We start from the raw sequence: 23,945 nt of genomic DNA on the forward strand, positions 1-23,945 counted from the left end.
TCAATTCACGAACAACACGGCAGCGGCATTGCCGGCGAGGTAGAAGCCGGCAATGCCGAACACCCAACCCATCGCGCTGTCGCCGTGGCGAGAGATGAACGAGTCCACCCCGCGCAGCGGCTTGTCGAGGCGGTTGCCGGCCACGATCCTCCCGCACAACAGAAGCACTGCCGGCGCGGCCATGATCAGGCAGTAACCGGCAAGTATCGACGCAGACGTGACTGCGGACAGCCCAGCAGCGGTGATCATCGCGATCGCCGCCAAGTAGGGCAGCATCGTCACCAACTCGGCGGTCCCGGCAGCAATTGCCAGAAGTACGACACTTCTCGCGGAACTGGCCGAGCCGAGCACCCGCTCTCGCCAAACATGAGTTCGATCGGCCTGACCGGATGTGCGCCTCTTCTCGGAATCGAATCGAAAGCTCCACGCGAACAAAACGATACCGAGTATCAACTGCGTAACGCGGGCGGCGGGGGTTTCGAGCAGCGGGGCGACGACAGGCATACCTGCCCGTGCCGTCGTCCAGACTGCCACCCCAACAACAAAATAGAACGTCGTGATGACCACCAGATACGTCAGCAGCCTGCGAACCTGCGGTCGTCCCGGCATCAACAACATCCAGACCGGGACGACCAATGTTCCGATGCTCGTGCTGTCCAGCAGGGCGAGCCCGCCCAGGGTCGTGAGCAGGACGAGTTCCACGTCAGTCGTTTCGGCGCTCGGGTATCGCTGCCTCCCTCGTTCGGACTGCATTCACGATGTCGAAAGCACCGATGATCGCCAGGATCACGCCGAGTGGCCCGCCGCGAAACCAGAAGAACTCGGCGTCACGCGCGAACAGCCACAGACAGCCGCCACCGACGACCAAGAGAATGCCGATCATCAACTCGAAACGAATCTTCATACGTCGAGCCTGTCTTCTCTATCGAATCCGCACATCAGTCATCGGAACAACGCCGACCTCATCATTTGGTATGACAAGTCAGGCGCCCCGATGTGCTCTGATAAGTCTGTGGTGACCAGAAGTCGGAGTGTCGGCAAGTGGAACGATCCGCTCATCGCCTTCGGCCTGTTCGCGATCGGGGTACTCCTCTACCTGGTCGGCCTGTACCAGATGTGGACCGATGTCGGAGGTGTCGCCGACGTTCCCGTCGGGGTTCGGATCGGGATGCTGGCTCTGCTGTGTGCGATCGACTCGTTTCGGCGGGTGCGTCCGGCAACGGCCTTGGCGGCGGGGGCCGTCATCGTCGTGGTCGACGCCGCCCTTGGCCCCTCGCTGCCGATGTGGGTTGCCCTCTCGGATCTCACCTACGCCGCAGTTCTGTACGGAACGGCGCGGCTGGGCCGAGTGGTGTGTTCTCTGACCGCGGTGACGGTTGCCGCGCTCACCGCACTCGTTTACCTGTCCACCAGGGACGTCCGCGCTGCGGCTGGGGCGGGCGTCGTGACCGCTCTGTTCTTCGGTACGCCGGTGTGGTGGGCACTGGTCATCCGTCGACAAGTCGAATTGACCGAGGCCGAACGCGAGCGTTCCAGAGTCCACGAAGCACTCGCCACTCTGGATCGCGAGGCCGCGGTCGCTCACGAACGGGCAACCATGGCGCGGGATCTGCATGACGTGATCGCAAGCCACCTCTCTGCCATCGCAATCCACTCCGAAGCTGCACTCTCCACCACAGCTCTCTCCGCAGAGCAGGGTGAACCATACGATGAACGACAAACTGGATTGCGGGAGATGATCGGGGCGATCAGATCGAGCAGTCTCGCGGGCCTTTCCGAGATGCGGTCGATGATCGAACTGCTCCACGCGGGGGACGGCGAGACGCCTGACCCGCGTTCCTCTCCCCCGAGGCTGACCGAGTTGCCCGTCGTCCTGGACGCAGCTCGGGCCGCCGGCAGCACAGTGGAAGTAGCGATCGACGTCGATGCCGCCGAGCTGCCGAGCGTCGTCGATCACACGGCGTACCGGATCGCTCAAGAGGCGTTGACCAACGCGCTCAAGCATGCCCCCGGCGCGCCGATCTCGATGTCGATCTCTCTCCAGCACAATGCATTACAGGTCGAGATCCGAAACCCCGTCGGTCCCGACATAGCCAGTCCGCGGGCACGAACGCGCGGGCTTGCAAACATGCGTCATCGTGCTGAGCTGCTGGGCGGTTCACTCGACGCACTTCCGGTCGACGGAGAATGGACGGTATGCGCTCAGCTACCGGTCCACACACCGAACGGAACGGATCGGTGATCACCGTCGCCCTGGTCGACGACCACGCCGCGATCCGCTCCGGCCTGTCGATGATCCTGCGGCAGCACGACGACATCGATGTCGTTGCGGAAGCGGGAGACGGAGCGTCGGCGATCACCGTCACTCGCACACATCAACCCGACGTCGTGCTGATGGACATCCGGATGCCGGGCACCGACGGCATCGAAGCGACACGTCAGATCATCGGTACGACCCGCAGCCGCGTTCTGGTGTTGACCACCTTCGACCTCGACGAATATGTCTTCGCAGCTCTGCGCGCCGGCGCAGCGGGCTTCCTCCTCAAGACCGCGACAGCGGACGAGCTGATCAGCGCCGTCCGCAATGTCGCGGCCGGCGATGCCGTGCTCGCTCCCCGAGCCGCACGCGCACTGATCGGCGCGTTCGTTAAGCGCACTCCCAAACCCGCCGAACCGCTCGGACTGAGCGAGCTCACCGATCGCGAGCGCGAAGTGCTCGTTCTACTGGGTATGGGTCTGTCCAACGCCGAACTGTCGCGTGAACTCGGTGTCGGTGCTCCGACGGTGAAGTCGCATGTGTCGCGAGTTCTGTCGAAGCTGCACCTCACCTCACGCGTCCAGGCGGCGATCCTTGCCCGCGAACTGGAGCTGTAGTTCAGCCGAAGTGAACGAGCGCCCTAGCCGCGCACGAGATCGACGAACATCTCGTGGACTCGACGGTCCCCGGTGACCTCGGGATGGAACGAAGTGGCGATCACCGAGCCCTGCCGGACAGCGACGATGCGACCCGCGGCCTCCCCCGCCGCGGCGGGAACTTGCGCGAGCACCTCCACACCCGGACCGACCCGCTCGACCCACGGTGCGCGGATGAAGACTGCGCGGATGGGATCACCGATGATTCCCTCGAACTCCAGGTCGGACTCGAAGGAATCGACCTGACGACCGAAAGCGTTGCGGCGCACCGTCATATCGATGGCGCCGAGATGCTCGGCGTCCGGCCGGGTGTCGAGTACCTCGCTGGCGAGCAGAATCATGCCTGCACACGATCCGTAAGCCGGCAGCCCGCCGCGGAGTCGATCACGAAGCGGTTCCAGCAGCTCGAAAACCTGCAGAAGCCGGCTCATAGTGGTGGATTCGCCACCCGGGATCACGATGCCGTCGACCTTGTCGAGCTCCTCCGGGCGCCGGATACCGACTGCGTCCGCTCCCGAATCATCGAGTGCGGCAAGGTGTTCGCGAACATCACCCTGGAGGGCGAGTACACCGATCAACGGACGCGTCATCACACAGTTCCTGTCTTGTTCTCACGGTTGTCGGGTTCGCGTTCCAGCCGCGTCAAACCCTCCTGAACCACCGCTGCCACCATGTTGCCATCGCGATCGTAGATACGCCCCTGAGTGAGCGCGCGACCCAAACCTGCCGACGGTGATGTCTGGTCGTAGAGCAACCACTCGTCGGCCCGGAAGGGCCGTAGGAACCACATCGCGTGATCGAGCGAAGCCGTTTGCGTCTTCACACCCCGGTGCGGGACTTTGGAAGTTCCGAGCAGGGTCATGTCACTGAGGTACGCGAGGGTGCAGATGTGCAGCAGCGGACGATCCGGCAGAGCCTCGCGGTAGCGCATCCATACACGCTGCTGGGCGGCCAGGTCCGGCGCTGACGCACTCTGCTCGGCCGGCACAATTCGGATGTCCCAGTTCTTCCACTCCTGGTAGAACTGCGATTCCGCCAACTTGGGAACGGTCTGCGCATCCGGCAAGTCCTCCGGCGCCGGAACGGAGGGCATCCGATCCTGGTGCTCGATACCGTCGTCGTCGACGTGGAACGAGGCCGACATCGTGAAGATCGTCTTACCGTCCTGGACTGCATTGACCCGACGCGTGCAGAACGAACGCCCGTCGCGAATCCGGTCGACCAGGTAGACCGTCGGAATCTTCGGGTTGCCCGGGCGCAGAAAGTATCCGTGCAACGAATGCACGTGGTAGCTCTCGTCGACGGTGCTCACGGCAGAAACCAACGACTGCCCGGCAACCTGCCCGCCGAACGTCCGCTGAAGTGCCGTGGGATGGACCGCACCGCGGAAGATGTCCTTCTCCAGGTGTTCGAGCGCGAGGATCTCCTCGATACCAACCATGAGTCCTCCGGAAACATTGACCGCATACACAGACCGCAGCACTAGGCGCGATGACGGTTCACAATATCGCCTTGGCGAGCGGGCACGGCACCATGGTGGGCGTGAGTACATTCATCCCGTCCACTCCCCTCGCTCTGGCCGAGCAGATCGCAACGCTGAGCGGATCATTTCCATCGGTGGTGGTAGCAGCGATCGACGGACCGGATTGTGCGCAACCGTCTCGGCTCGCGGAACTGGTAAGGGTGGCAGTCCAGTCGCACAGCAGGCCGAGTTCCGTTGTGTCACTGCACGACTACGTGCGGCCGGCTTCGCTGCGATACGAGTTCGGCCACGAGGATGCGCTGAGTTACCGCGCCATCTGGTTCGACTACCCGGCACTCGATCGTGAAGTGATCACCGCGGCTCGCACCAAACGGACGCTGTTGCCGAAACTCTGGGACGAAACCACTGATCGCTCGGCTCGCTCGACCCGTATCCCTGTCCACGAGCGCGCGGTCATCGTAATCGCCGGTCCGATGTTGCTCGGGCGCGGACTGGAGTTCGACGTCACCGTCCGTCTGGACATGAGCGAAGCTGCCATGCGGAGGCACACACCGCAGGCGGATCTGTGGACAGTCGACGCGCTACTCGAACACCGCTCAGCGGTGTCCGAGGAGGTCGATTTCGAGGTCAGGTACGACCATCCGGCCCGGCCTGCGGTGCGCTCTCGCCGCGTTTGATTTCACAGCGGTTGATCTCACTTCGGGCGATAGAGCCTGGTCAGGCCTTCCTGGACCACCGCGGCAACCATGTTTCCTCGGCTGTCGAAGATGCGCCCCTGCGTCAGTGCCCGGCCGAAGCCCGCTGACGGCGACGTCTGGTCGTACAACAGCCACTCGTCGGCCCGGAACGGCCGCAGGAACCACATGGCGTGATCGAGCGAGGCGCTTTGCATGGCGACATCCATGTGGGGGCCGCGGGAAGATCCGAGCAACGTCATGTCACTCATGTATGCAAGCGTGCAGACGTGGAATACCGGGTCGTCCGGGAGCGCCTCGCGGGAACGGAACCAGACTTGCTGCTGCGCGGCAGCACCCGGCCGCTTGTTGATGTCTGCCTTCGGCACCATTCGCAGGTCCCAGTCGGACCACTCGCGAGCCAACCACGCGGTCTCGGGGTCTTCCGAATCCTGGGCGATGGCCAAGGTCTCGGGGTCAGGGACGGGCGGCATCTCGTCCTGGTGCTCGATGCCTTCGTCCTGGACGTGGAAGGATGCCGACATCGTGAAAATGGCTTGTCCGTCTTGAATTCCGGTGACCAGGCGGGTCGCAAATGAACGACCGTCCCGAACACGATCCACCAGAAAGACGGTCGGTTCCATCGGATTTCCCGGACGCAGGAAGTATCCGTGCAACGAATGAACTGAGTAGGCCGGATCGACCGTTCGTACTGCTGACACCAATGCCTGGCCGGCGACCTGGCCGCCGAAAGTACGGGTCAGGGTGGTCTCCGCGATGATTCCTCGAAAGATGTCACGCTCGAGGCGTTCCAACTCCAGAATTTCTTCGATCCTCGCCATCGATGCTCCACATCTTCCCATGTACCGACGTCTACCGACCTTCACACAATGCCTGACGCACCCCCGGCCACCAAAGTGGGCATCCGAAAACTGGGCATCCGAGAACACTGAGCGACGGGGTGCATCTGCTCAGAACGGCGGTGGATCGTCTCCTCGATCGACGGTCCTCCTCTGGACCTTCTTCTTCACCCGCAGGCGCATCCGTATCCGCTGGCGCCGGCGTTCACCCCGCACGCGGGCCGCCTTGTTCTCCAAACGTGTACGTCGACGCCGACCACCCTCGGGCAGTACAGGCTCGAGCATTCCTGCCAGCAGACCTGACGGCCGAGTTCGGTAACAATGTCCGGTAATCGACGTCAGCGTGACGCTCCGGTCCGGATTCGAGGTGTGCACCCACTGACCGGAATGTTTGAGGCGGTGATGATTTCGACAGTAGGCACTTAAGTTCGAGACCACGGTCTTTCCACCACGCGCTGGATCACGATGATCAAAAGGTTCAGTGTGATCGAGATCGGAATTCCATGCCGCGACATCGCAGTGCAACCACTGACAGCTACCCGAGATCACCCTCACCCACGTGTCGAGGACAGCGCCCGGGCGGTACACCAATGCCGAAGGAATGACGGGCGGAGGAACTACAGGCGAAGGAACTGGCTCGCCCTCATCGGCAGACTCGAGCGCCGCATCGGCTGGTACCTTCACCTTCCGAAGCAGCGCTCCCGCGGCGATGTCACGCGCATGCTCTGCACTGATCACGCCATAACCGTCGAGGTGAGCGGGTTCGTCTGCACCTGGTGAGTCACCGCTCAGGAGCGCGCTTTCCAGCATGACCACGTGAACTAACGGCCGACGCACCACGACAATCCCACTGCGGTCTTGTGGGCAGTCGCCCCGGCCACAATCGCACGGCAGAATCGTCGACCCCACCACCAACGCTCCTAGCGCGTCGGCTCGTCGCTGCTCGTATTTACGGGAATCGTGTCGGCACACCGACATCGCCAACTCCCGCAAGCGACCGTCGAAAGCCCGTGCATCCTCCGCCGGAATGCTCCCCAAGATCCGCGCCATACCGTCTTCGGCAGCGCTCACACCTACGAACCGATCAGCCAGGGCGCGGCGTCGACGCTCCCGCATCCCCTCCGGATCCACCACAGCGACGATACGGTCGATGGCCGCCGTCAATCGGCGGCCGGTCAAGCCGGTACCGCCATGTATCGGTGGTGCTGAAATCTTCTCGAGGAGCTGCCGTTCCACCTCGTCGATCAAATCGTCATCGACGTTGGCTGTAGCGGAGTCGATCAATCCGACTCGATACAAATCCAGTTCTCCGCGTGCCATAGCGGCACGCGTGCGATGGAGTCGAGTCTTGAGAGAAAAGCCGAGGCCGATCAACTTTCCCGCCGCGGCACGGCCCATGGTCAACGCTGCGCCGAGCTCCGCCTCAGCTAGTTCGTGCGCAGTGGACGACCACGCGCCGGCATCGGAGTGTCCAGCGCTGCAACGCTCGAAAAACTCGGCAATGGCAGCGAGTTTGCGTTCCACGAGCATCGACTCGCGCGAATGCAGTTCGGCAATGAGATCGATGAGGGCGCAGTCGGATTCAGCTCCGAACAGCTGCGCTGCGGCACTCGAACTTCCTACTCCGTCATCGAACATTTCTCCACAATATTCGAAAGCATGTTCGAAGATCTACAGTTTCCAGAAATCAGTCCGAAGAATCCCGATTGACCGAAAATTGCTGCGGAGCAACCTTTGCGGCCACTCTTGTTTCGGCAACGGATTCCACTACTGAACCAGGGCGTTGATAATGCGGGCGGCTTCGGCCGGGTAGATGGGGAGGTCGGACCCACCTGTCAATAGCCAGTGGACTGGACTACCTTCGTCGAGGACTCGGAGTTGCACGTCGAGCGGAAACGCATCGAATTCGGCTGAGTCGACTGCAAAGACATGGACAATCTCATGCCCAAGTCGCCCCTCGAACTCGAAGATGTTCTCGACGACCTCGAGCAACTCCACACTTCCCAACGTGACGCCGAGTTCCTCCGCGAACTCGCGTCGCAGCGCTGCCTCGGCCGTCTCACCGAACTCGATACCGCCACCGATCAATCGATGGAAGTTCTCCCCCGTGACAGAGTCCGTGCCGTCGAGCATGAGTACGTGACCGCAACGGACAGGTAGCCCCAATGAGATGTTGCGAATTGACGACATACAACAAAGCTTAGGTGGCCAAATCGAACACCATTTTGAATCCGACGACAGTGAGTATCACCAAAAGTGATGGGGTGGGCGCAAATACGACTTGGACTTGCAGAGAGTCCCGATGCCAGACTCGAACGTCATTCCCAGACCAAAGAACCCATTGAGGAACTCGATGAACGACGCCAGTACCTGGACTGCACGACTCGCCGCACTCGACCTGACGCTTCCGCCGGTCGCTACCCCGGCAGGCTCCTACCTTCCCGCCGTTCAGACGGGGGCATACGTCTACACGTCGGGGCAATTGCCGCTCGTCGACGGCACCACGACGTGCATCGGCAAGTTGGGTGAAGGTGTCTCCGTCGAAGACGCAGCCCAGGCTGCGCGGTTGTGCACTCTCAACGGACTCGCGGCCGTCGACGCCTTGGTCGGGCTCGACCGCATCGTTCGCGTCGTCAAGGTCGTTGGATTTGTTGCTTCCGGATCCGGATTCTCACAGCAACCCCAGGTGATCAACGGCGCGTCCGACCTGCTGGCCCAGATCTTCGGTACCGCAGGGCAACACGCACGCTCTGCGATCGGCGTCGCCGAACTCCCCCGAAACAGTGCCGTCGAGGTGGAATTCGTATTCGAGGTCTCCGAAAGCATCTGACGGTCTGACCCCCCACACGACGAAGGGGCGGCGGGTTGCTTCTGCAACTCGCCGCCCCTTCGTTGTCGAAAACCTTCAGGCACTGGGCCCGGTCATCAGACCTGGTGTCACCAACCGCGCTCTGCGAGGCGGTGTCCAACCGGCAGGTCGTCGACGTTGATGCCGACCATTGCCTCGCCGAGTCCGCGCGAGACCTTGGCGAGCACGTCCGGGTCGTCGTAGAACGTGGTGGCCTTGACGATGGCCTCGGCGCGCTGCTTCGGGTTGCCGGACTTGAAGATGCCCGATCCGACGAACACGCCTTCGGCGCCGAGCTGCATCATCATCGCAGCGTCTGCCGGGGTGGCGATGCCGCCGGCGGTGAACATGGTGACCGGCAGCTTGCCGGCCTTGGCGACCTCGACGACCAGCTCGTACGGTGCCTGCAGTTCCTTGGCAGCGACGTACAGTTCGTCTTCGCTCAGCGAGGTCAACCGGCGGATCTCGCCGCGGATGGTGCGCATGTGAGTGGTGGCGTTGGAGACGTCTCCGGTACCGGCTTCGCCCTTCGAGCGGATCATGGCCGCACCTTCGTTGATGCGACGGAGCGCTTCACCGAGGTTGGTGGCGCCACAGACGAAGGGAGCGGTGAACTTCCACTTGTCGATGTGGTTGGCGTAGTCGGCCGGGGTCAGGACCTCGGACTCGTCGATGTAGTCCACGCCGAGGCTCTGCAGGATCTGCGCTTCGACGAAGTGACCGATGCGTGCCTTTGCCATGACGGGAATGCTGACGGTGGAGATGATGCTGTCGATCATGTCCGGGTCGCTCATGCGCGAGACGCCGCCCTGTGCGCGAATGTCCGCGGGGACCCGCTCGAGTGCCATGACGGCGACGGCGCCTGCGTCTTCGGCGATCTTGGCCTGCTCAGCGGTGACAACGTCCATGATCACACCGCCCTTGAGCATTTCAGCCATGCCGCGCTTGACGCGTGCGGTGCCGATGGCGGTGGTGGGGGCAGAGTCGGGGGTGCTCACAGCAAACTCCTGCAGTAGTGGCGTGACAAAGAAACGAGGCACGACGAACACACGAGTTCATTCGCTCGGAGGCCTCTGGCCAGAACTCTAGGACCAACCGGCCTTCGATTCCGTATCCAATTTGCCATTGCTGGCCTTAAATAGCCGCGACGCCTGATCGGCCGAACTCATCAGCGGATGGAACGCACTTCCGGATCCTCGCTACCGTCCGCGATCGTCGCTGCTTCCACCAGGAGGTTTGCCAGATCCAACGGGTAGACGGGCTCACCGGACTTGGCCAGTCGGCGGATCTCGTCGGCACTGCACCAGCGATGGCCCGTAATCGCACGCTGCTCCAACTCCGTGTGGCCTTGGAAGACCGGCTCGAAGCCGTGAGTGCGCGTGGCGAAGAACAGCTCTTCCGAACGGATCAGCTCACCGTCGAACGGGAAAATCGCCACTCGACGCCAGAGCGGACCTCGCAGATTCTCCGGCGCCACGACGAATCCGGTCTCCTCCTCGATCTCACGAACGGCAGCCGCCCGCAGATGTTCACCGCGTTCGAGCCCGCCGCCGACGGTGAACCAGAAGTAAGTGTTCGGGATCTGAGGATCGTGCCCGCGCAGCAGCAGCACCCGATCGTCCTCGTCCAGCATCACCACGCGAGCGGAGGTCCGCGACGTATCGACAGTGATGCCCTCGGGCACCGCGGCCGCGGTGGTCCGCTCGGAGATCTCGAAATACTGAGGCAGCGGCGCCGTTCCGCCGAGGTGAAGCCAGCGAACAAGTCGACGCGTACGGAGTGCAAGGGTGTCTCGCACCGCGTCGTTGTGGAACCGCCTGGCGATCAGAACCCGCGCTTCGGCGTCGGCCAGCTCGGCCACCAGTTGAGGTCGCAGCGACGTCGCGCCGTAGGCGGCAAGAGCGTTGGACAACCGATTCTCCGCGAGTTCTCGGTCCTGACGATCCGCCCGTTCAGCGGCGTCGGCCAAGGTGACGAATCTGCGGGCGTCGTCGGCGCTCATGTCCACGGCCGCCGCGCGGACCACCGCTGCACGGCGGGACAGCGCCGCATCGAGCGCCAGCCAGGACTGATCCGAACGCACATGCAGCCGATCGAGTCGATTCGCCGTCCCGTACGCCCACAGTCCGACGACCAGGACGACGGCAGCGACAAGTCCGAGAATGAAGATCGTCAGAGCGGAAAAGGTCATGATCCCACCACACGAACGCCGGTGCCGCCGACCGTGACGGTCTCGTAGACACGCAGGATCTGCTCCGCCACCACCGGCCAGTCGTATTCGGCGACAACGCTTGTCGCGGTGTTGACCAGAGCACGGCGTCGGTCCGGATCACCGAGAACGGAATCGATTGCCTCGGCCAGGGCATCGGAGCTCCCGATGGGGACCAGCAAGCCGGCCTGGCCGTCGCGAAGTACCCGACGGAAGGCGTCCAACTCACTCGCGACGACGGCGGTACCGGCCGCCATGGCCTCGACCAGAACGATCCCGAAGCTCTCACCGCCGAGGTTGGGCGCGCAGTAGACGTCCGCACTGCGAAGTGCAGACGCTTTCTCCTCGTCGCTGACCTGCCCGAGCAGTCGGAGATGCTTGAAGTACTTGCCCGCCTCTTTGCGGAGTTTTTCCTCGTCGCCGCGCCCGACCACGATCACTTCGAGATCAGGATGACGCTCGACCAACTCCGGCAGTGCACCGAGGAGGACGGCCATACCCTTGCGCGGTTCGTCGTAACGCCCGAGGAACAGAATGGTTCCACCCTCGCGCGGATAGCCGGGCAACATGTCGGCCTCGGCAAACGCGGCGACGTCGACGCCGTTGGGTATTTCGACGGCGTCGGATCCTAGGGACTCGACCTGCCAACGACGCGCCAACTCCGAGACTGCGATCCGGCCGCTGATCTTCTCGAGATACGGGGCCAGGACACCCTGAAAAGTGCTCAGCACCAATGACTTCGTGGTCGACGTGTGGAAGGTCGCCACGATCGGGCCTTCCGCGATACGCAACGCGAGCATGGACAGACTCGGCGCATTGGGTTCGTGGATGTGCAGAACGTCGAAGCCACCTTCCGCGATGAACTTGCGGAGGCGGGCGTTCGCCGTCGGGCCGAAGGACAACCGCGCAACAGAACCGTTGTAAGGAATCGCGACGGCTTTACCAGCGGAGACCACAAAATCCGGTAACTCGTCATCGTCGGACGATGGCGCAAGCACGCTCACCTTGTGGCCACGTTCGATCAGCACCTCGGCCAGATCCACCACGTGCGCCTGCACCCCGCCGGGGACGTCGAAGGAGTACGGGCAGATCATCCCGATTTTCATTCACCCTCCATGCGGGCGAGCCGCGATTCGGAGAGATCCGAGCGCCACAGCGGCTGCAGCATGTGCCAGTCAGCGGGGTGCGCTGCGATGTTGACCGCGAATCGGTCGGCCAGTGCCTGCGTGGCCGGGCCGACGCCCCCGGAAACGTCGATCGGCGGGTCGATCTTGAAACCCCACCCGTCGGGAGTGAACCAGCAGTGGACCGGTAGAAGCGGCGCTCCGGTGTCGATCGCGAGCTTCGCCGGGCCTGCGGGCATGCGAGTAGGTTCTCCGAAGAACGTGACAGGCACACCCTTCTTCGCCAGATCGCGCTCCCCCAGAAGACACACGATCTTGTTCTCACGCAGATGCTTGGAGAGTTCGACGAACGGAGGATGCTCTCCGCCGCTGAGCGGGAAGATCTCGAAACCGAGACTCTCGCGATATTCGACGAACCGCTCGTACAGGGATTCGGGTTTGAGCCGCTCGGCCACCGAGGTCAATCCACCCCACTGCTGAACGCACCACACGCCGGCCATGTCCCAGTTGCCGCTGTGGGGCAGCGCCAGCACTGCGCCATGACCTGCCGCCATCGCCTTTTCCAGATGTTCCTGGCCCTCGACCAGCGCATGCAACGCCTTACCGGTGGCGACCAGGTCCATCGACGGAAGACGGAACGCCTCACGCCAGTACCGGGCGTACGAGCGCATCGAATCCTTGATCAGCTGATCCGGGACTTCCTCCGGTGTCGTCCCCAGAACTCTCGCGAGGTTCTTCCTGAGTTGTTCGGGTCCGCCCTTGCGTACCGCGAAATCCGCTCCAGCGTCGAACAGCTTGACTGCCACCGATTCCGGCAGGCTTCGCACCAACCGCCATCCCGCGGCGTATCCCAGATCGGTTGCACGCTCGGCAAAACTCATTGATCTGCCTCGCCTTCCGTCTTGGGCCCACCATCTGTTTCGGGCTCGCCATCGGGCTTCGACCCGCCTTCTGCCGTTGATGACGCCGGGGCGATCGGCAGAAGTTCCCGGGCGCCAGGGGAATTGCGCACCGCGAGCACTCGCTGGAAGACAGTGACGATACTTCCGGCGGCCAATACCCACATCGCGATGTGGATTGCCCACGGTAGACCCATGCCCGTAAGGCCTGATCCGACCAACACGATGATCAGCCGGTCCGGACGCTCTATCCACCCACCGTCGGCAGTCAGCCCGCTCGCCTCGGCGCGTGCCTTAGCGTACGAGATGACCTGCGAGGTGACGAGGCAGATGAGCGTCGCCACGAGAAGCCACTTGCTGTTCTCGTGGTAAACCGCCCACCACGCAAGGCCGGCAAAAATCGCACCGTCGGCCACGCGATCACAGGTGGCGTCCAGGACGGCCCCGTATCGCGTTCCACCACCGCGAGCGCGGGCCATGGCGCCGTCGAGCATGTCGAACATGACGAAGAACCAAATGAACAGGGTTCCCCAGAACAGGTGTCCGGACGGAAACAGAGTCACCGCCCCGGCGACACTCGCCACCGTGCCGATCACCGTCACCGTGTCTGGCGTCAGGCCGGTCTTGACCAGCGCCTTCCCCATAGGTGCCGTCACCTTGGACACCGATTCGCGTCCGAAGAAGCTCAACACCGCAGGAAACCTCCCCGTCGTGAGTTCCGGATTGGAACTCGTCGCAACAAAGCATCCTGCCATGAAGCCGGACGCATCGATCTATTGTTGCCAGGCACCGGCGAGTAGTCCCCTGGTCTCCCGCAGCAGTTGCGGCATCACCTTCACCCCACCGAGCACGGTGATGAAGTTGGCGTCGCCACCCCAGCGGGGCACTACGTGTTGGTGAAGGTGCTCGGACAGCGAACCGCCTGCAGCGGCACCGAGATTCAGGCCGACGTTGAATCCGTGAGGATTCGACACGCTCTTGATCACCCGCAACGCCTGCTGGGTGAACGCCATCAACTCGGCGCTCTCCTCCGGCGTCAGGTCTTCGAGAGCCGCGACCTTGCGATACGGAACCACCATGAGATGCCCGGGGTTATACGGGTACAGGTTCAGAACCGCGTAGACATGCTCACCGCGGGCAACGATGAGCCCTTCTTCGTCCGACATCTTCGGGATGTCGATGAATGGCTCACCCGTCGTACCCGGGGTGTTGGGCGCCTCGGTGATGTACGACATCCGATGCGGCGACCAAATGCGCTGCAAATGGTCAGGGTCGCCGACGCCGTGGTCGATCAGCGAACCTGGTCCCTCGTCACCGGGGGCACTCACTGCGCCACGCTTGGCTGCACCAGTTCGGCTGTCGGCGAGGCATTCTCGCGACGGCTGATCCACTCGGTGATGATCCGGACGGCGTCGTCGACGGGAATTCCGTTGATCTGTGTGCCGTCGCGGAAGCGGAAACTGACCGCGCCGGCTTCGACGTCACGCTCGCCCGCCAGGAGCATGAACGGGACCTTCTGCGTGGTGTGGTTGCGGATCTTCTTCTGCATGCGGTCGTCACTGAAGTCGACCTCGGCGCGCACACCGGCAGCCTTGAGCTTCTTCGTGACGTCGAACAGGTGATCGGCGAATGCCTCCGCCACCGGGATTCCGACGACCTGCACCGGCGCCAGCCACGCCGGGAAAGCGCCGGCGTAGTGCTCGGTCAGGACGCCGAAGAACCGTTCGATCGAGCCGAACAGAGCGCGGTGGATCATGACCGGTCGAGTCTTGACGCCGTCGTTGCCGGTGTATTCGAGCTCGAACCGCTCGGGCAGGTTGAAGTCGAGCTGGATGGTCGACATCTGCCATGTACGGCCGAGTGCGTCCTTGACCTGAACGGAGATCTTGGGACCGTAGAACGCAGCTCCACCCGGGTCCGGCACCAGTGTAAGGCCGGAGGCTTCGCCGACCTCGGCGAGCGTTGCGGTCGCCTCTTCCCAGACGTCGTCGCTACCGACGAACTTGTCCGGGTTCTTGGTGGACAGCTCGAGGTAGAAGTCGTCGAGGCCGTAGTCCTTCAGCAAGTTCAGTACGAACTGCAGCGTGGTGGTCAGCTCGTCGCGCATCTGCTCACGGGTGCAGTAGATGTGAGCGTCGTCCTGAGTCATACCGCGCACACGAGTCAAACCGTGGATGACGCCGGACTTCTCGTAGCGGTAGACCGAGCCGAACTCGAAGAGCCGCAACGGCAATTCACGGTACGAACGTCCGCGAGCACGGAAGATCAGGTTGTGCATCGGGCAGTTCATCGGCTTGAGGTAGTAGTCCTGGCCCGGCTTACGCACGGTGCCGTCCTCGTTGAGTTCCTCGTCGACGTGCATCGCCGGGAACATGCCGTCGCGGTACCAGTCGAGGTGACCGGACACCTCGTACAGATGTCCCTTGGTGATGTGCGGGGTGTTGACGAACTCGTAGCCGGCCTCGATGTGGCGGCTGCGGGAGTAATTCTCCATCTCGGTACGGATGATGCCGCCCTTGGGATGGAAGACCGGCAGACCGGAGCCGAGTTCGTCGGGGAAGCTGAAGAGGTCCAGTTCGGTACCGAGCTTGCGGTGGTCACGACGCTCGGCCTCGGCGAGCAACTCGAGGTACTCGTCCTGAGCCTCGGTGGACTCCCACGCGGTGCCGTAGACACGCTGAAGATCGGCGTTGTCCTGATTTCCGCGCCAGTACGCGGCGGAGCTACGCGTCAGCTTGAACGCTGGAATGTGCTTGGTGGTCGGAATATGCGGACCGCGGCACAGATCGGACCAGATCTTGTCGCCGGTACGGGGATCGAGATTGTCGTAGATGGTCAGCTCGTTGCCACCCACCTCCATGATCTCTGGATCGTCGATACCGGACTTGTCGTCGATGAGTTCGAGCTTGAAAGGCTCGTCGGCCAACTCGACCCGGGCGTCCTCGATCGAATCGACCACTCGACGCGAGAAGCGCTGCGAACCCTTGATGATCTGCTTCATGCGCTTTTCGAGCTTGGCCAGATCCTCCGGAGTGAACGGACGATCCACCGCGAAGTCGTAGTAGAAGCCGTCTTTGATCGGCGGCCCGATGCCCAGCTTCGCATCGGGGAATTCCTTCTGGACCGCCTGCGCGAGGACGTGGGCCGCGGAGTGTCGGATGACGCTGCGACCGTCTTCGGTGGACGCTGCCACCGGCTCGACGTCGACATTGACCTCAGGAGTCCACGACAGATCCTTGAGCGTTCCCTCGCCGTCCCGCACGACGACGATCACGTCGGGCCCCTTCGTGGGGTATCCGGCTTCGCGCACTGCAGTCCCGGCGGTCGTCCCCGCGGGCACCCGAAGTGGGGCGGCTGAGTGCTCTGGCGCGGGACTGGTCACGGCGATGTGCTCCTAAGGTATTGCGACAAGTTAAGACAGGCGTCGTACCCACTGCGAGCACGCGCACGATCATGTTATCGGCCCTACCGACATGTCGAGACAACCGAGTGAAGGAAACCGACCTCGTTCAGCTCACAGTGGCGACTCGAGCCACGAGTAGTCCAGCCCTACCCATGTCCCGATCAGCCCGAAGGTGCCGAGCACCCACAAAGTCGCCAGGACGAACACTGTGGTGAACAGAACGCCCAACCCTTTGACGAACAGCGACTGCTTGCCGAACCATTCCATGAACCTGTCGTATCGAGCCTTCGCAAAATGAAGGAGTCGATGAGCCCAGGCGAACTCCGACGCCAAAATGCCCAGGCCGGCGAACACGATGAGCCATCCGGGGCCGGGGTACGGAATAGCTATGACACCTGCGGCGAGCACGATCACGCCGACGACTCCGACGCCGATGCGATACGCAAGATTGAGGGTGGGCCGCGCGGCGATTCCGGCGCGCCACCGCTCCCAGCGGGACTCTGCGTCTTGGAAGACGGACAGGTCTGAATCGTCGACGGGAGAATCGACCTTTTCGGTACTCAAGTCGGTCACCTTTTCCGTCGCGAAATGTCTCTTCGACCAGGCTACCGAAATCGTCGCCCGGCCACCTGCGACGACGGTCTGCATGCCGAAACGACGGTGCCCTCGAACCACTGCGCTCTCAAACGACTGAAGGCGTCCCCGATGATCGGGAACGCCTTCAGTGTCTTTCTGTGGTCCCGGCTGGGATCGAACCAGCGACCTTCCGCGTGTGAAGCGGACGCTCTCCCACTGAGCCACGGGACCGTAAGTCATCCGAACGCATGCGCTCGAACGAGTTGGAACATTAACACGGCTGCGCGATGAATACGAATCACCAGGTTGGCATTCGATTTGCTCCAGGCAACCCCGAAATCTACGAATTCGAGCTGATTTCAGACCGCATTCATCGGCAAGATGGACAGTTGCAACGCGCGCGACCGGCCGATTCGACTCCGAACACGCCACTGAGCTGGCGATTTGTGTGTATCCGACACGGTCGGCTAATGTTTCCAACGCACCGAGGAGAGCGAGCAGCTCCCCAAGCAACACGGTGCGATGCGGACGTGGCGCAGCTGGTAGCGCACAACCTTGCCAAGGTTGGGGTCGCGGGTTCGAATCCCGTCGTCCGCTCGAGAGGTGTGACTCAACCTTTTACGGTGGAGTGGCCGAGTGGTGAGGCAACGGCCTGCAAAGCCGTGCACACGGGTTCGATTCCCGTCTCCACCTCGCGCGATTAGCTCAGCGGGAGAGCGCTTCCCTGACACGGAAGAGGTCACTGGTTCAATCCCAGTATCGCGCACCACGTCAGGCCTTCGGGCCTGATGGTCAAGGCCTGCTTGCAGGTCTGATAAGTTAGAAAAGTACTGAGTTCCGGTAACGGAGTTCATTGCTCATGCGGACGTGGCGCAGCTGGTAGCGCACAACCTTGCCAAGGTTGGGGTCGCGGGTTCGAATCCCGTCGTCCGCTCCATTTTTCTCCAGAACCCGCGCGATTAGCTCAGCGGGAGAGCGCTTCCCTGACACGGAAGAGGTCACTGGTTCAATCCCAGTATCGCGCACCATTTGAGAATGCAAGAAGCCGGAACCTCAGGGTTCCGGCTTTTTGTGTTTGAGCACCGAACACACTAACCGCAGTGCTGACGCAAGCCCCCCCAGGGAATGCGTCAGCACTGCGGTTGATGGAGCTGATCAGTGAGAGAAGCGGTTCGCTGCCGAGGTCATCGCGCGCAGCGAGGACTCCGTGGACGACTCCGCAATACCCATCGCCCAGCTCCGACGTCCGTCACACTCGGTGAAGATGAACGTCGCAGTACGGTGGCCGATCTGGTGCTGGTGGAAAGACAGGATCTCGAGAGAGATTCCCGCGTCGTGCAGCATCGAGGTCATAGCCGAGATCGCACCGGTCGAGGTGGTGGACGCTTTCTGGATGCGCTCCCCCAGACCGAGAGTCGCTTCGAAGGTCCACCGACCCGGTGCAATCTTTTCGGATGACCACGCGCCCAGACGGATCGGGCCGCTCATTGCCGCGTACGTGGACTCGAACTCGGTCCAGGACATCGCAGAGCATTCGGCACGCAGGCCGGCAGGCAGAGATTTTCCGTGGCGCGCTGCGAAAGGATCAGCAGGCGTAGAAGAGGAATCAGAAGCGAAGGCGAAATTGTAAGTCATAGTCGTGGTCTTCCTGGAATGAAGTGGAGGACCAACTGGTAGCAAGACGACCCGCAGCGAGGGGTCGGTCCGATTCAGACCCCGCTACGGCGGCTTACTACGAGAATTCGCTTCATGAGAGAAGAGGCTAGGCGGCCTGGTTCCATAAAGCAACCCAGACCGCCTAGCAAAGCAACCCAGACCGCCTCCACTTCAGGTCAGACCTGAGCCGCTTTATGCTCGGCGATCAGGGCGCGATACCACTCGAACGAGGTCTTCGGTGTGCGCTTCTGGGTGTCGAAATCGACGTGCACCAGGCCGAATCGCTCCTTGTATCCCGCGGCCCATTCGAAGTTGTCGAGAAGCGACCACACAAAATAACCACGGACGTCGACACCGTCGTCCATTGCCGATCGGAGGGCGCGAAGGTGCGCATCGTGATAGTCGATTCGTGCTTCGTCCTCGACAACTCCTGCGGCATCCGGAGCGTCGTGGAACGAACACCCGCTTTCCGTGATGTAGATCGGCGGCAGTGCGTCACCGAAGCGTGCTTGGAACGTCCGCAAGATCTCACCTAGTCCCTCAGGGACGATCGGCCATCCGAAGTCGGTTATGGGATAACCGGTAATCGCGACAGGCGCAAAGGGCAGGCCCGGCGGTAGGTCGACCTCGAGCACACCTTCTGTCCCCTGGCCTTCCACCGGAGCTGCAATCATCGTCGGCTCGTAGTAGTTGATCCCGTACCAGTCGAGCGGCGCCCCGATGATCTTCAAGTCCTCTTCGACCGGACCGCTGAGCAGCTGTGCAAATTCGTCTGCGGGATACTTTCCGACCAATACCGGGTCGGCGAACATCCAATTGACGACGTGGTCGTAGATGTCGGCAGCCATCACGTCTTCCGGGGAATCCGAAGCTGCCCGCACCGGAGCATGATTGGAGGCGATTCCGATATTCGTGCATCCGGTTGCCCGAAGCGCTTCGACAGCGAGGCCGTGCCCGAGCAGCTGATGATGTGCGGCTTGGAAAGCCTCGAACCCCAAGGCCAGCCCGGGGGCGTGAACTCCCAAGGCATGACCGTAGAGCGTGTGCACTACCGGTTCGTTGAGCGGCATCCACATTCCGACGCGATCGGACAACCGTTCGCCGACGACCTGCGCGTACTCTGCCAGCCGGTACGAGGTGTCTCGGTTCATCCAGCCGCCCTGCTCTTGTAGCGCCAAGGGCAGATCCCAGTGAAAGAGAGTGACAGCAGGAGTAATTCCCACCGAACACAGTCGATCGATCAGGCGGTCGTAGAAGTCGAGCCCTTTCGCATTCACGGCCCCCGATCCGGTGGGGAGTATTCGCGACCACGACAGGGACAGCCGATAAGCGTCGAGCCCGAGGTCTTTCATCAACTCGATATCCGATTCCCAGCGGTGATAATGATCGGCAGCGACCGTCCCGGTGTCGCCCCCGACGACTACACCGGGACGGTCACAGAACTCGTCCCAGATCGACGGTCCGCGACCGTCTTCCGCCACAGCTCCTTCGATTTGATAGGCCGCGGTGGCGGTTCCCCAGACGAAGGAAGACGGAAATTCTGGTGTCGGCTGCCGAGTCATGTCGGTCAGTTAATCAAAGAACCGTGCAAAACACGCAGCTTTGTTGGACACTCGACCAGTATCGAGATCCAGTACCGTTCGGCCCAACCGAACGGACGAGACAAAGGCCCTGCTTGATGACGGATAACACCCGCACCCTGACGAGGGCCCGGATCGCCACTTCGGTGGCCTTCGGACTTCAAGGATTTCTACTCGCCGCCATTCTGACGCAGCTTCCGCAGTACAAGGACTTGTTCGAGCTGAGCGAGACGCTGGTGGTGGTTGCGGTTGTCACTGTGTCCGTCATCGCCGGCCTCGGCAGCGTGCTCGCCGAGATGCTGGCGGTGCGGACGTCGAGCAAGATGACTCTGCGAACCGGACTCGCCGTCATCGCAGTCTTCGGCGGGGCAACGGGAATTGCACCCAATGCGGCGATGTTCTTCGTCTTCCTGGCGATCTACGGCATCGGACTCGGCATGGTCGACGCAGCCGCCAACATGCAGGCGGTCTCGATTCAACACGCCAAGGGTCGCTTCATTCTCTCCTCGTTCCATGCTTCCTGGAGCGTCGGAGCGATTGTCGGCGCTCTCTTCATCTCAGCAACCGCAGGTCTCGAGATTTCGATCCGCGTGACGCAGGTGATCGCGGGAGTCGTTGTCGGACTGATGCTTCTGGCCTTCGGCCCGCAACTGTTGGATCGGTCCGAGTCTCCGGTTGCCGATGCAAACATCACGAGCACCGCGAAGTTCACCGTCCCTACCCGCGCCTTTGTCCTCCTCGGCATCGCGATGGCTTTGTTCTATGCGATCGACTTCAGCGTCGGAAACTGGTCGACTCTCTACGTCAAGGACGAACTGCTCGCCGACGCCGGGACCGCTGCCCTGTCCGTGGCGGCGTACCAAATCGCCGCACTGATCGCACGACTGACCGGCGACTACTGGGTCGGGAAGTTCGGTGAGATCACCGTCGTGCGGATCGGCTCTCTCATCGGCGTAGTCGGTATGACAGTCGTTGTCCTCGCGCAATCACCCGCCGTTGCCATCGCCGGTTTCCTCATCGTCGGGCTCGGGGTACCGGTGATCGCTCCGATCTGCTTCAGCGCCGCCGGCCGGATGGCGCCCCCGGATCAGGTCGACGCGGTCATCGCACGCATCAACCTCTTCAACTACGTCGGCACCGTGGTCGGTGGCGGCATCGTCGGCGCAGTCGCTGCCTTCAGTGACCTCCGGATCGGGTTCCTGATTCCGTTGGCGTTCTGTGCGATCTTGATAGTTCTTGCTCCCGCGTTCGCGCCGAAACGAGCCAAGACTCCGGTCACCGAGAACGCCGCTTGAGCATTGCGCTCCAGGAAAGTGGTGTACTTGATCGACCGAACTGTGTGCGCGAGAGGTAGAAGCTGACGTGACGATCACCGTTGACCGGGCCGGAATCTGGGATTCCGAAGCAATCGCCGACGTGGCAGCGGTGACATTTCCATTGGCATGTCCGCCGGACGCGTCGGACGACGACATCAGCGCCTTCATCGACAACGTTCTCTCCGTCGACAAGTTCTCCGAGTACCTGACCGATCCGACGCGAACCGTTCTCAAGGTCATTCGCGACGGTTCGATCGTGGGCTACGCGATGCTTGTCGACGACGAGCCCGCCGACCCGGACGTCAAAGCTGCTGTGACTCTTCGCCCGACGACGGAACTGAGCAAGTTGTACGTGCTTCCGGGTAACCACGGGACCGGCGCGGCAGCATCCTTGATGGACGCCGTCGTCGACCACGCACGACGCAGCGGAAGTGCCGGAATCTGGCTTGGTGTCAATCAGGAGAATCTGCGTGCCCAGAAGTTCTACGCCAAGCACGGTTTCACCCAGGTCGGCACAAAGACTTTCCTCGTGGGCGCACAACTCCACCACGATTTCGTGATGGAGCGCCCCGTCAGCTGACAGGCGTGCCGATCAGCCGGCCGCGACCTCGAAACGAGAAAGTGCGAGCAGACGCGAGGTAGCGCGCAGGTACTTCTTCTTGTACCCACCGGCGAGCATCTCGGGAGTGAAGATCTCGTCGAGGCGTGCGCCGGAGACGGTGACCGGGATGCTCGCGTCGTACAAGCGGTCGGCGAGAACCACGATGCGCAGTGCTACGGACTGATCCGTTGCGGGGTGAACGCCGTCGATGAAGACTGCCTTCACACCCTCTACGAGCTTGTTGTACCGCGACGGGTGCAGTGTGCTGAGGTGCTTGCACAGCTCGTCGAAGTCGTCGAGTGTGGCACCGTCGATGGCGTCGGCCCGAGAAACCAACTCCTCCGACGTGACGGGCTCCGGTGCGGGCGGGAGGTCACGGTGACGGTAGTCGGGGCCGTCGACGCGAATCGTCTCGAAGATCGAACCGAGCTTCTTGATCTCACGCAGGAAGTCCTGAGCGGCGAAGCGACCCTCACCGAGCTGGCCGGGAAGCGTGTTCGACGTCGCAACGATGGACACGCCGCGCGCGGAAAGCTCCGAGAGGAGGCGGGAGACGAGCATGGTGTCGCCCGGATCGTCGAGCTCGAACTCGTCGATGCAGAGAACGCTGTGGTCGGCGAGCGCTTCGACGGCCTTGTTGAAGCCGAGAGCGCCGACGACGTGTGTCAGCTCGACGAAGGTTCCGAACGCCTTCGGCGACGGAACGCTGTGGAAGATCGATGCCAGCAAGTGCGTCTTACCGACACCGAATCCACCGTCGAGGTACAGGCCGGCGCCGGTCGCTTGGGTCTTCTTGCCGAACAGTCCGCGGCGTCCACCACTACGGATCTTGGTGACGCGCTTGGAGAATTCCTCGGCCTTGGCGACAGCAGCTGCCTGGCTCGGTTCCTTCGGATCAGGAATGTAGGACGCAAAACTCACCTCGTCGAACATTGCGGGAGGCACCATTTGAGCTACCAGTTGATCGGCGGGTACCACCGGGCTGCGATCGACAAGACGTTCATGCATCCGTCAAGGGTATCTACGTGATGTGATCTCTCATGTGCACCGTATGGATATTGCGACCTACTTCACACCAGGCCACGAGGACGAACTCCGCAGCCTGTACGCCTATCCGGAGAATCTCTCGCGACCCTGGATGCGTGTGAACTTCGTTTCCAGCATCGACGGGTGCGTCTCCGTCGACGGAGTGAGCGGCGGACTGGGCACACCTGCGGACAAGTCGGTATTCGGGATCATGCGCGAACTCTGTGACGTCGTCGTGGTCGGCGCAGGCACTGCGCGAGCCGAGAACTACGGGGGTGTGCAGATCTCGGACGCAGCCCGGGCCCGACGCACGGCCGGCGGCCTCGCTCCGGTGCCACCGATACTGGTCGTCTCGGCGCACGCGTCGATCGACCCTGACAGTCGACTCGTGCGGGATACCGAAATTCCACCGATCCTTGTTGTCGGTCGCGACGCGAACTCCGCGGCGATTTCGGCGCTGAGATCTGCCGGAGCGCAGGTGGAGGTGACGGACTCGCCGAACGTCAGCAGCGGCGACATCGACAGGGCCTTGTCGGTTCGCAATCTCCGTCGCGTGCTGTGCGAGGGCGGACCGTCACTTTTCGGGCAGTTGATCGAGGACAATGCAGTCGACGAACTCTGCATCACCACTTCGCCTCAACTGGTGGGCAGCAAAGTCGGCCGAATCTCACTCTCCCCCAACGCAATGCCCACAGCCATGCGCCCCGCGCACATCCTCGGCGATTCGGACGGCACGATCATCACTCGATGGGTTCGTCAGCAGCCACGTCGGTGAAC

The 23,945-nt window shown here is 62.4% G+C and carries 25 protein-coding genes and 6 tRNA genes; 12 read left to right on the plus strand and 19 right to left on the minus strand.

Features of this window, described 5'->3' with window-relative positions:
* Both ACSW29_RS22385 and ACSW29_RS22390 read right to left on the minus strand, forming a co-directional pair.
* The gene (locus ACSW29_RS22385) at positions 1 to 702 is read right to left on the minus strand and encodes a GAP family protein (protein ID WP_230817249.1); all 702 of its coding nucleotides are present in this window, start codon (positions 700 to 702) and stop codon (positions 1 to 3) included.
* 1 nt (position 703) lies between these two features.
* Positions 704 to 904, minus strand: a complete 201-nt coding sequence (locus ACSW29_RS22390; protein ID WP_047269316.1) for a hypothetical protein — start codon at positions 902 to 904, stop codon at positions 704 to 706.
* Positions 905 to 1,015: 111 nt separating this feature from the next.
* On the opposite strand from ACSW29_RS22390, the gene ACSW29_RS22395 reads away from it, so the two are divergent.
* On the plus strand, positions 1,016 to 2,242 hold the full coding sequence (locus tag ACSW29_RS22395; RefSeq protein WP_448278335.1) for a sensor histidine kinase: 1,227 nt from the start codon (positions 1,016 to 1,018) through the stop codon (positions 2,240 to 2,242).
* On the plus strand, positions 2,197 to 2,874 hold the full coding sequence (locus tag ACSW29_RS22400) for a response regulator (protein WP_448278336.1): 678 nt from the start codon (positions 2,197 to 2,199) through the stop codon (positions 2,872 to 2,874). Before ACSW29_RS22395 ends, ACSW29_RS22400 begins: the two co-directional genes overlap by 46 nt.
* 23 nt (positions 2,875 to 2,897) lie before the next feature.
* Here the strand turns inward: ACSW29_RS22400 and pdxT are convergent, their stop codons facing one another.
* Complete coding sequence (gene pdxT / locus ACSW29_RS22405; protein ID WP_317552997.1) at positions 2,898 to 3,503, minus strand: pyridoxal 5'-phosphate synthase glutaminase subunit PdxT; 606 nt, start codon at positions 3,501 to 3,503, stop codon at positions 2,898 to 2,900.
* On the minus strand, positions 3,503 to 4,354 hold the full coding sequence (tesB, locus tag ACSW29_RS22410) for an acyl-CoA thioesterase II (RefSeq protein WP_317828515.1): 852 nt from the start codon (positions 4,352 to 4,354) through the stop codon (positions 3,503 to 3,505). The genes pdxT and tesB overlap by 1 nt, the downstream gene beginning before the upstream one ends.
* A gap of 50 nt (positions 4,355 to 4,404) precedes the next feature.
* Here tesB and ACSW29_RS22415 point away from each other — a divergent pair, with 50 nt between their 5' ends.
* Positions 4,405 to 5,073 carry a hypothetical protein gene (locus ACSW29_RS22415; protein WP_448278337.1) on the plus strand — a complete coding sequence of 223 codons (669 nt, stop codon included), beginning with the start codon at positions 4,405 to 4,407 and terminating at the stop codon, positions 5,071 to 5,073.
* A gap of 17 nt (positions 5,074 to 5,090) precedes the next feature.
* Here ACSW29_RS22415 and ACSW29_RS22420 read toward each other — a convergent pair whose 3' ends face one another.
* From ACSW29_RS22420 to ACSW29_RS22430, 3 genes are all read right to left on the minus strand, one after another.
* The gene (locus ACSW29_RS22420; RefSeq protein ID WP_019748291.1) at positions 5,091 to 5,912 is read right to left on the minus strand and encodes an acyl-CoA thioesterase; all 822 of its coding nucleotides are present in this window, start codon (positions 5,910 to 5,912) and stop codon (positions 5,091 to 5,093) included.
* Between the two features lie 129 nt (positions 5,913 to 6,041).
* Positions 6,042 to 7,568, minus strand: coding sequence for a DUF222 domain-containing protein (locus tag ACSW29_RS22425; RefSeq protein ID WP_448278338.1), 1,527 nt, complete (start codon positions 7,566 to 7,568; stop codon positions 6,042 to 6,044).
* A gap of 129 nt (positions 7,569 to 7,697) precedes the next feature.
* On the minus strand, positions 7,698 to 8,120 hold the full coding sequence (locus ACSW29_RS22430) for an NUDIX domain-containing protein (RefSeq protein ID WP_448278339.1): 423 nt from the start codon (positions 8,118 to 8,120) through the stop codon (positions 7,698 to 7,700).
* 163 nt (positions 8,121 to 8,283) lie between these two features.
* Between ACSW29_RS22430 and ACSW29_RS22435 the strand changes: the two genes are divergently transcribed.
* On the plus strand, positions 8,284 to 8,760 hold the full coding sequence (locus tag ACSW29_RS22435) for a RidA family protein (RefSeq protein WP_317828519.1): 477 nt from the start codon (positions 8,284 to 8,286) through the stop codon (positions 8,758 to 8,760).
* Between the two features lie 107 nt (positions 8,761 to 8,867).
* Here ACSW29_RS22435 and pdxS read toward each other — a convergent pair whose 3' ends face one another.
* The 9 genes from pdxS to ACSW29_RS22480 all read right to left on the minus strand — a co-directional run bounded on the left by pdxS (position 8,868) and on the right by ACSW29_RS22480 (position 17,220).
* Positions 8,868 to 9,776, minus strand: a complete 909-nt coding sequence (gene pdxS / locus ACSW29_RS22440; protein WP_003943338.1) for a pyridoxal 5'-phosphate synthase lyase subunit PdxS — start codon at positions 9,774 to 9,776, stop codon at positions 8,868 to 8,870.
* A gap of 170 nt (positions 9,777 to 9,946) precedes the next feature.
* Positions 9,947 to 10,969 (minus strand): NUDIX hydrolase, encoded by a 1,023-nt coding sequence (locus tag ACSW29_RS22445; protein ID WP_448278340.1) that lies wholly within the window; start codon positions 10,967 to 10,969, stop codon positions 9,947 to 9,949.
* Positions 10,966 to 12,093 carry a glycosyltransferase family 4 protein gene (locus ACSW29_RS22450; protein WP_230817239.1) on the minus strand — a complete coding sequence of 376 codons (1,128 nt, stop codon included), beginning with the start codon at positions 12,091 to 12,093 and terminating at the stop codon, positions 10,966 to 10,968. The genes ACSW29_RS22445 and ACSW29_RS22450 overlap by 4 nt, the downstream gene beginning before the upstream one ends.
* Positions 12,090 to 12,992, minus strand: coding sequence for a phosphatidylinositol mannoside acyltransferase (locus tag ACSW29_RS22455; RefSeq protein WP_042919909.1), 903 nt, complete (start codon positions 12,990 to 12,992; stop codon positions 12,090 to 12,092). The genes ACSW29_RS22450 and ACSW29_RS22455 overlap by 4 nt, the downstream gene beginning before the upstream one ends.
* Positions 12,989 to 13,702, minus strand: coding sequence for a phosphatidylinositol phosphate synthase (gene pgsA / locus ACSW29_RS22460; RefSeq protein ID WP_317828521.1), 714 nt, complete (start codon positions 13,700 to 13,702; stop codon positions 12,989 to 12,991). The genes ACSW29_RS22455 and pgsA overlap by 4 nt, the downstream gene beginning before the upstream one ends.
* A gap of 81 nt (positions 13,703 to 13,783) precedes the next feature.
* Complete coding sequence (locus tag ACSW29_RS22465) at positions 13,784 to 14,338, minus strand: HIT family protein (protein ID WP_095970499.1); 555 nt, start codon at positions 14,336 to 14,338, stop codon at positions 13,784 to 13,786.
* On the minus strand, positions 14,335 to 16,392 hold the full coding sequence (gene thrS / locus ACSW29_RS22470; RefSeq protein WP_448278341.1) for a threonine--tRNA ligase: 2,058 nt from the start codon (positions 16,390 to 16,392) through the stop codon (positions 14,335 to 14,337). Before thrS ends, ACSW29_RS22465 begins: the two co-directional genes overlap by 4 nt.
* Positions 16,393 to 16,524: 132 nt before the next feature.
* Positions 16,525 to 16,977, minus strand: a complete 453-nt coding sequence (locus tag ACSW29_RS22475; RefSeq protein WP_230817236.1) for a TIGR02611 family protein — start codon at positions 16,975 to 16,977, stop codon at positions 16,525 to 16,527.
* A 171-nt stretch (positions 16,978 to 17,148) separates the two neighbouring features.
* A tRNA-Val gene (locus tag ACSW29_RS22480) sits at positions 17,149 to 17,220 on the minus strand.
* 293 nt (positions 17,221 to 17,513) lie between these two features.
* Here ACSW29_RS22480 and ACSW29_RS22485 point away from each other — a divergent pair.
* The 5 genes from ACSW29_RS22485 (at position 17,514) to ACSW29_RS22505 (ending at position 18,017) form a co-directional block, all read left to right on the plus strand.
* A tRNA-Gly gene (locus ACSW29_RS22485) sits at positions 17,514 to 17,586 on the plus strand.
* 25 nt (positions 17,587 to 17,611) lie between these two features.
* A tRNA-Cys gene (locus tag ACSW29_RS22490) sits at positions 17,612 to 17,682 on the plus strand.
* A 1-nt stretch (position 17,683) separates the two neighbouring features.
* Positions 17,684 to 17,758: transfer RNA gene (locus ACSW29_RS22495), tRNA-Val, on the plus strand.
* A 92-nt stretch (positions 17,759 to 17,850) separates the two neighbouring features.
* Positions 17,851 to 17,926, plus strand: a tRNA-Gly gene (locus ACSW29_RS22500).
* Between the two features lie 16 nt (positions 17,927 to 17,942).
* Positions 17,943 to 18,017, plus strand: a tRNA-Val gene (locus ACSW29_RS22505).
* Between the two features lie 127 nt (positions 18,018 to 18,144).
* Here the strand turns inward: ACSW29_RS22505 and ACSW29_RS22510 are convergent.
* Both ACSW29_RS22510 and ACSW29_RS22515 read right to left on the minus strand, forming a co-directional pair.
* Positions 18,145 to 18,624, minus strand: coding sequence for an alpha-isopropylmalate synthase regulatory domain-containing protein (locus tag ACSW29_RS22510; protein WP_230817235.1), 480 nt, complete (start codon positions 18,622 to 18,624; stop codon positions 18,145 to 18,147).
* 197 nt (positions 18,625 to 18,821) lie between these two features.
* Entirely contained in the window at positions 18,822 to 20,207 is a 1,386-nt protein-coding gene (locus ACSW29_RS22515) for a GH1 family beta-glucosidase (RefSeq protein WP_347872652.1), read from the minus strand.
* A gap of 116 nt (positions 20,208 to 20,323) precedes the next feature.
* On the opposite strand from ACSW29_RS22515, the gene ACSW29_RS22520 reads away from it, so the two are divergent.
* Complete coding sequence (locus ACSW29_RS22520) at positions 20,324 to 21,520, plus strand: MFS transporter (RefSeq protein WP_230817233.1); 1,197 nt, start codon at positions 20,324 to 20,326, stop codon at positions 21,518 to 21,520.
* A 67-nt stretch (positions 21,521 to 21,587) separates the two neighbouring features.
* Positions 21,588 to 22,121, plus strand: a complete 534-nt coding sequence (locus ACSW29_RS22525; RefSeq protein WP_003942603.1) for a GNAT family N-acetyltransferase — start codon at positions 21,588 to 21,590, stop codon at positions 22,119 to 22,121.
* 12 nt (positions 22,122 to 22,133) lie between these two features.
* Here the strand turns inward: ACSW29_RS22525 and zapE are convergent, their stop codons facing one another.
* A complete protein-coding gene (gene zapE / locus ACSW29_RS22530) occupies positions 22,134 to 23,150 on the minus strand; it encodes a cell division protein ZapE (RefSeq protein WP_230817231.1) in 1,017 nt (338 codons plus the stop codon).
* A gap of 43 nt (positions 23,151 to 23,193) precedes the next feature.
* On the opposite strand from zapE, the gene ACSW29_RS22535 reads away from it, so the two are divergent.
* On the plus strand, positions 23,194 to 23,943 hold the full coding sequence (locus tag ACSW29_RS22535; RefSeq protein WP_448278342.1) for a pyrimidine reductase family protein: 750 nt from the start codon (positions 23,194 to 23,196) through the stop codon (positions 23,941 to 23,943).
* Positions 23,944 to 23,945: the final 2 nt, after the last annotated feature.

The sequence above is a fragment of the Rhodococcus sp. GB-02 genome (assembly GCF_053470465.1).

Coding starts and splice junctions, on each gene's coding strand:
- ACSW29_RS22390 (WP_047269316.1), bottom strand. CDS start 904: ATGAAGATTCGTTTCGAGTTGATGATCGGCATTCTCTTGGTCGTCGGT.
- ACSW29_RS22400 (WP_448278336.1), top strand. CDS start 2,197: ATGCGCTCAGCTACCGGTCCACACACCGAACGGAACGGATCGGTGATC.
- pdxT (WP_317552997.1), bottom strand. CDS start 3,503: ATGACGCGTCCGTTGATCGGTGTACTCGCCCTCCAGGGTGATGTTCGC.
- tesB (WP_317828515.1), bottom strand. CDS start 4,354: ATGGTTGGTATCGAGGAGATCCTCGCGCTCGAACACCTGGAGAAGGAC.
- ACSW29_RS22415 (WP_448278337.1), top strand. CDS start 4,405: ATGACGGTTCACAATATCGCCTTGGCGAGCGGGCACGGCACCATGGTG.
- ACSW29_RS22420 (WP_019748291.1), bottom strand. CDS start 5,912: ATGGCGAGGATCGAAGAAATTCTGGAGTTGGAACGCCTCGAGCGTGAC.
- ACSW29_RS22425 (WP_448278338.1), bottom strand. CDS start 7,568: ATGTTCGATGACGGAGTAGGAAGTTCGAGTGCCGCAGCGCAGCTGTTC.
- ACSW29_RS22430 (WP_448278339.1), bottom strand. CDS start 8,120: ATGTCGTCAATTCGCAACATCTCATTGGGGCTACCTGTCCGTTGCGGT.
- ACSW29_RS22435 (WP_317828519.1), top strand. CDS start 8,284: ATGAACGACGCCAGTACCTGGACTGCACGACTCGCCGCACTCGACCTG.
- ACSW29_RS22445 (WP_448278340.1), bottom strand. CDS start 10,969: ATGACCTTTTCCGCTCTGACGATCTTCATTCTCGGACTTGTCGCTGCC.
- ACSW29_RS22450 (WP_230817239.1), bottom strand. CDS start 12,093: ATGAAAATCGGGATGATCTGCCCGTACTCCTTCGACGTCCCCGGCGGG.
- ACSW29_RS22455 (WP_042919909.1), bottom strand. CDS start 12,992: ATGAGTTTTGCCGAGCGTGCAACCGATCTGGGATACGCCGCGGGATGG.
- ACSW29_RS22510 (WP_230817235.1), bottom strand. CDS start 18,624: ATGACTTACAATTTCGCCTTCGCTTCTGATTCCTCTTCTACGCCTGCT.
- ACSW29_RS22515 (WP_347872652.1), bottom strand. CDS start 20,207: ATGACTCGGCAGCCGACACCAGAATTTCCGTCTTCCTTCGTCTGGGGA.
- ACSW29_RS22520 (WP_230817233.1), top strand. CDS start 20,324: ATGACGGATAACACCCGCACCCTGACGAGGGCCCGGATCGCCACTTCG.
- zapE (WP_230817231.1), bottom strand. CDS start 23,150: ATGCATGAACGTCTTGTCGATCGCAGCCCGGTGGTACCCGCCGATCAA.
- ACSW29_RS22535 (WP_448278342.1), top strand. CDS start 23,194: ATGGATATTGCGACCTACTTCACACCAGGCCACGAGGACGAACTCCGC.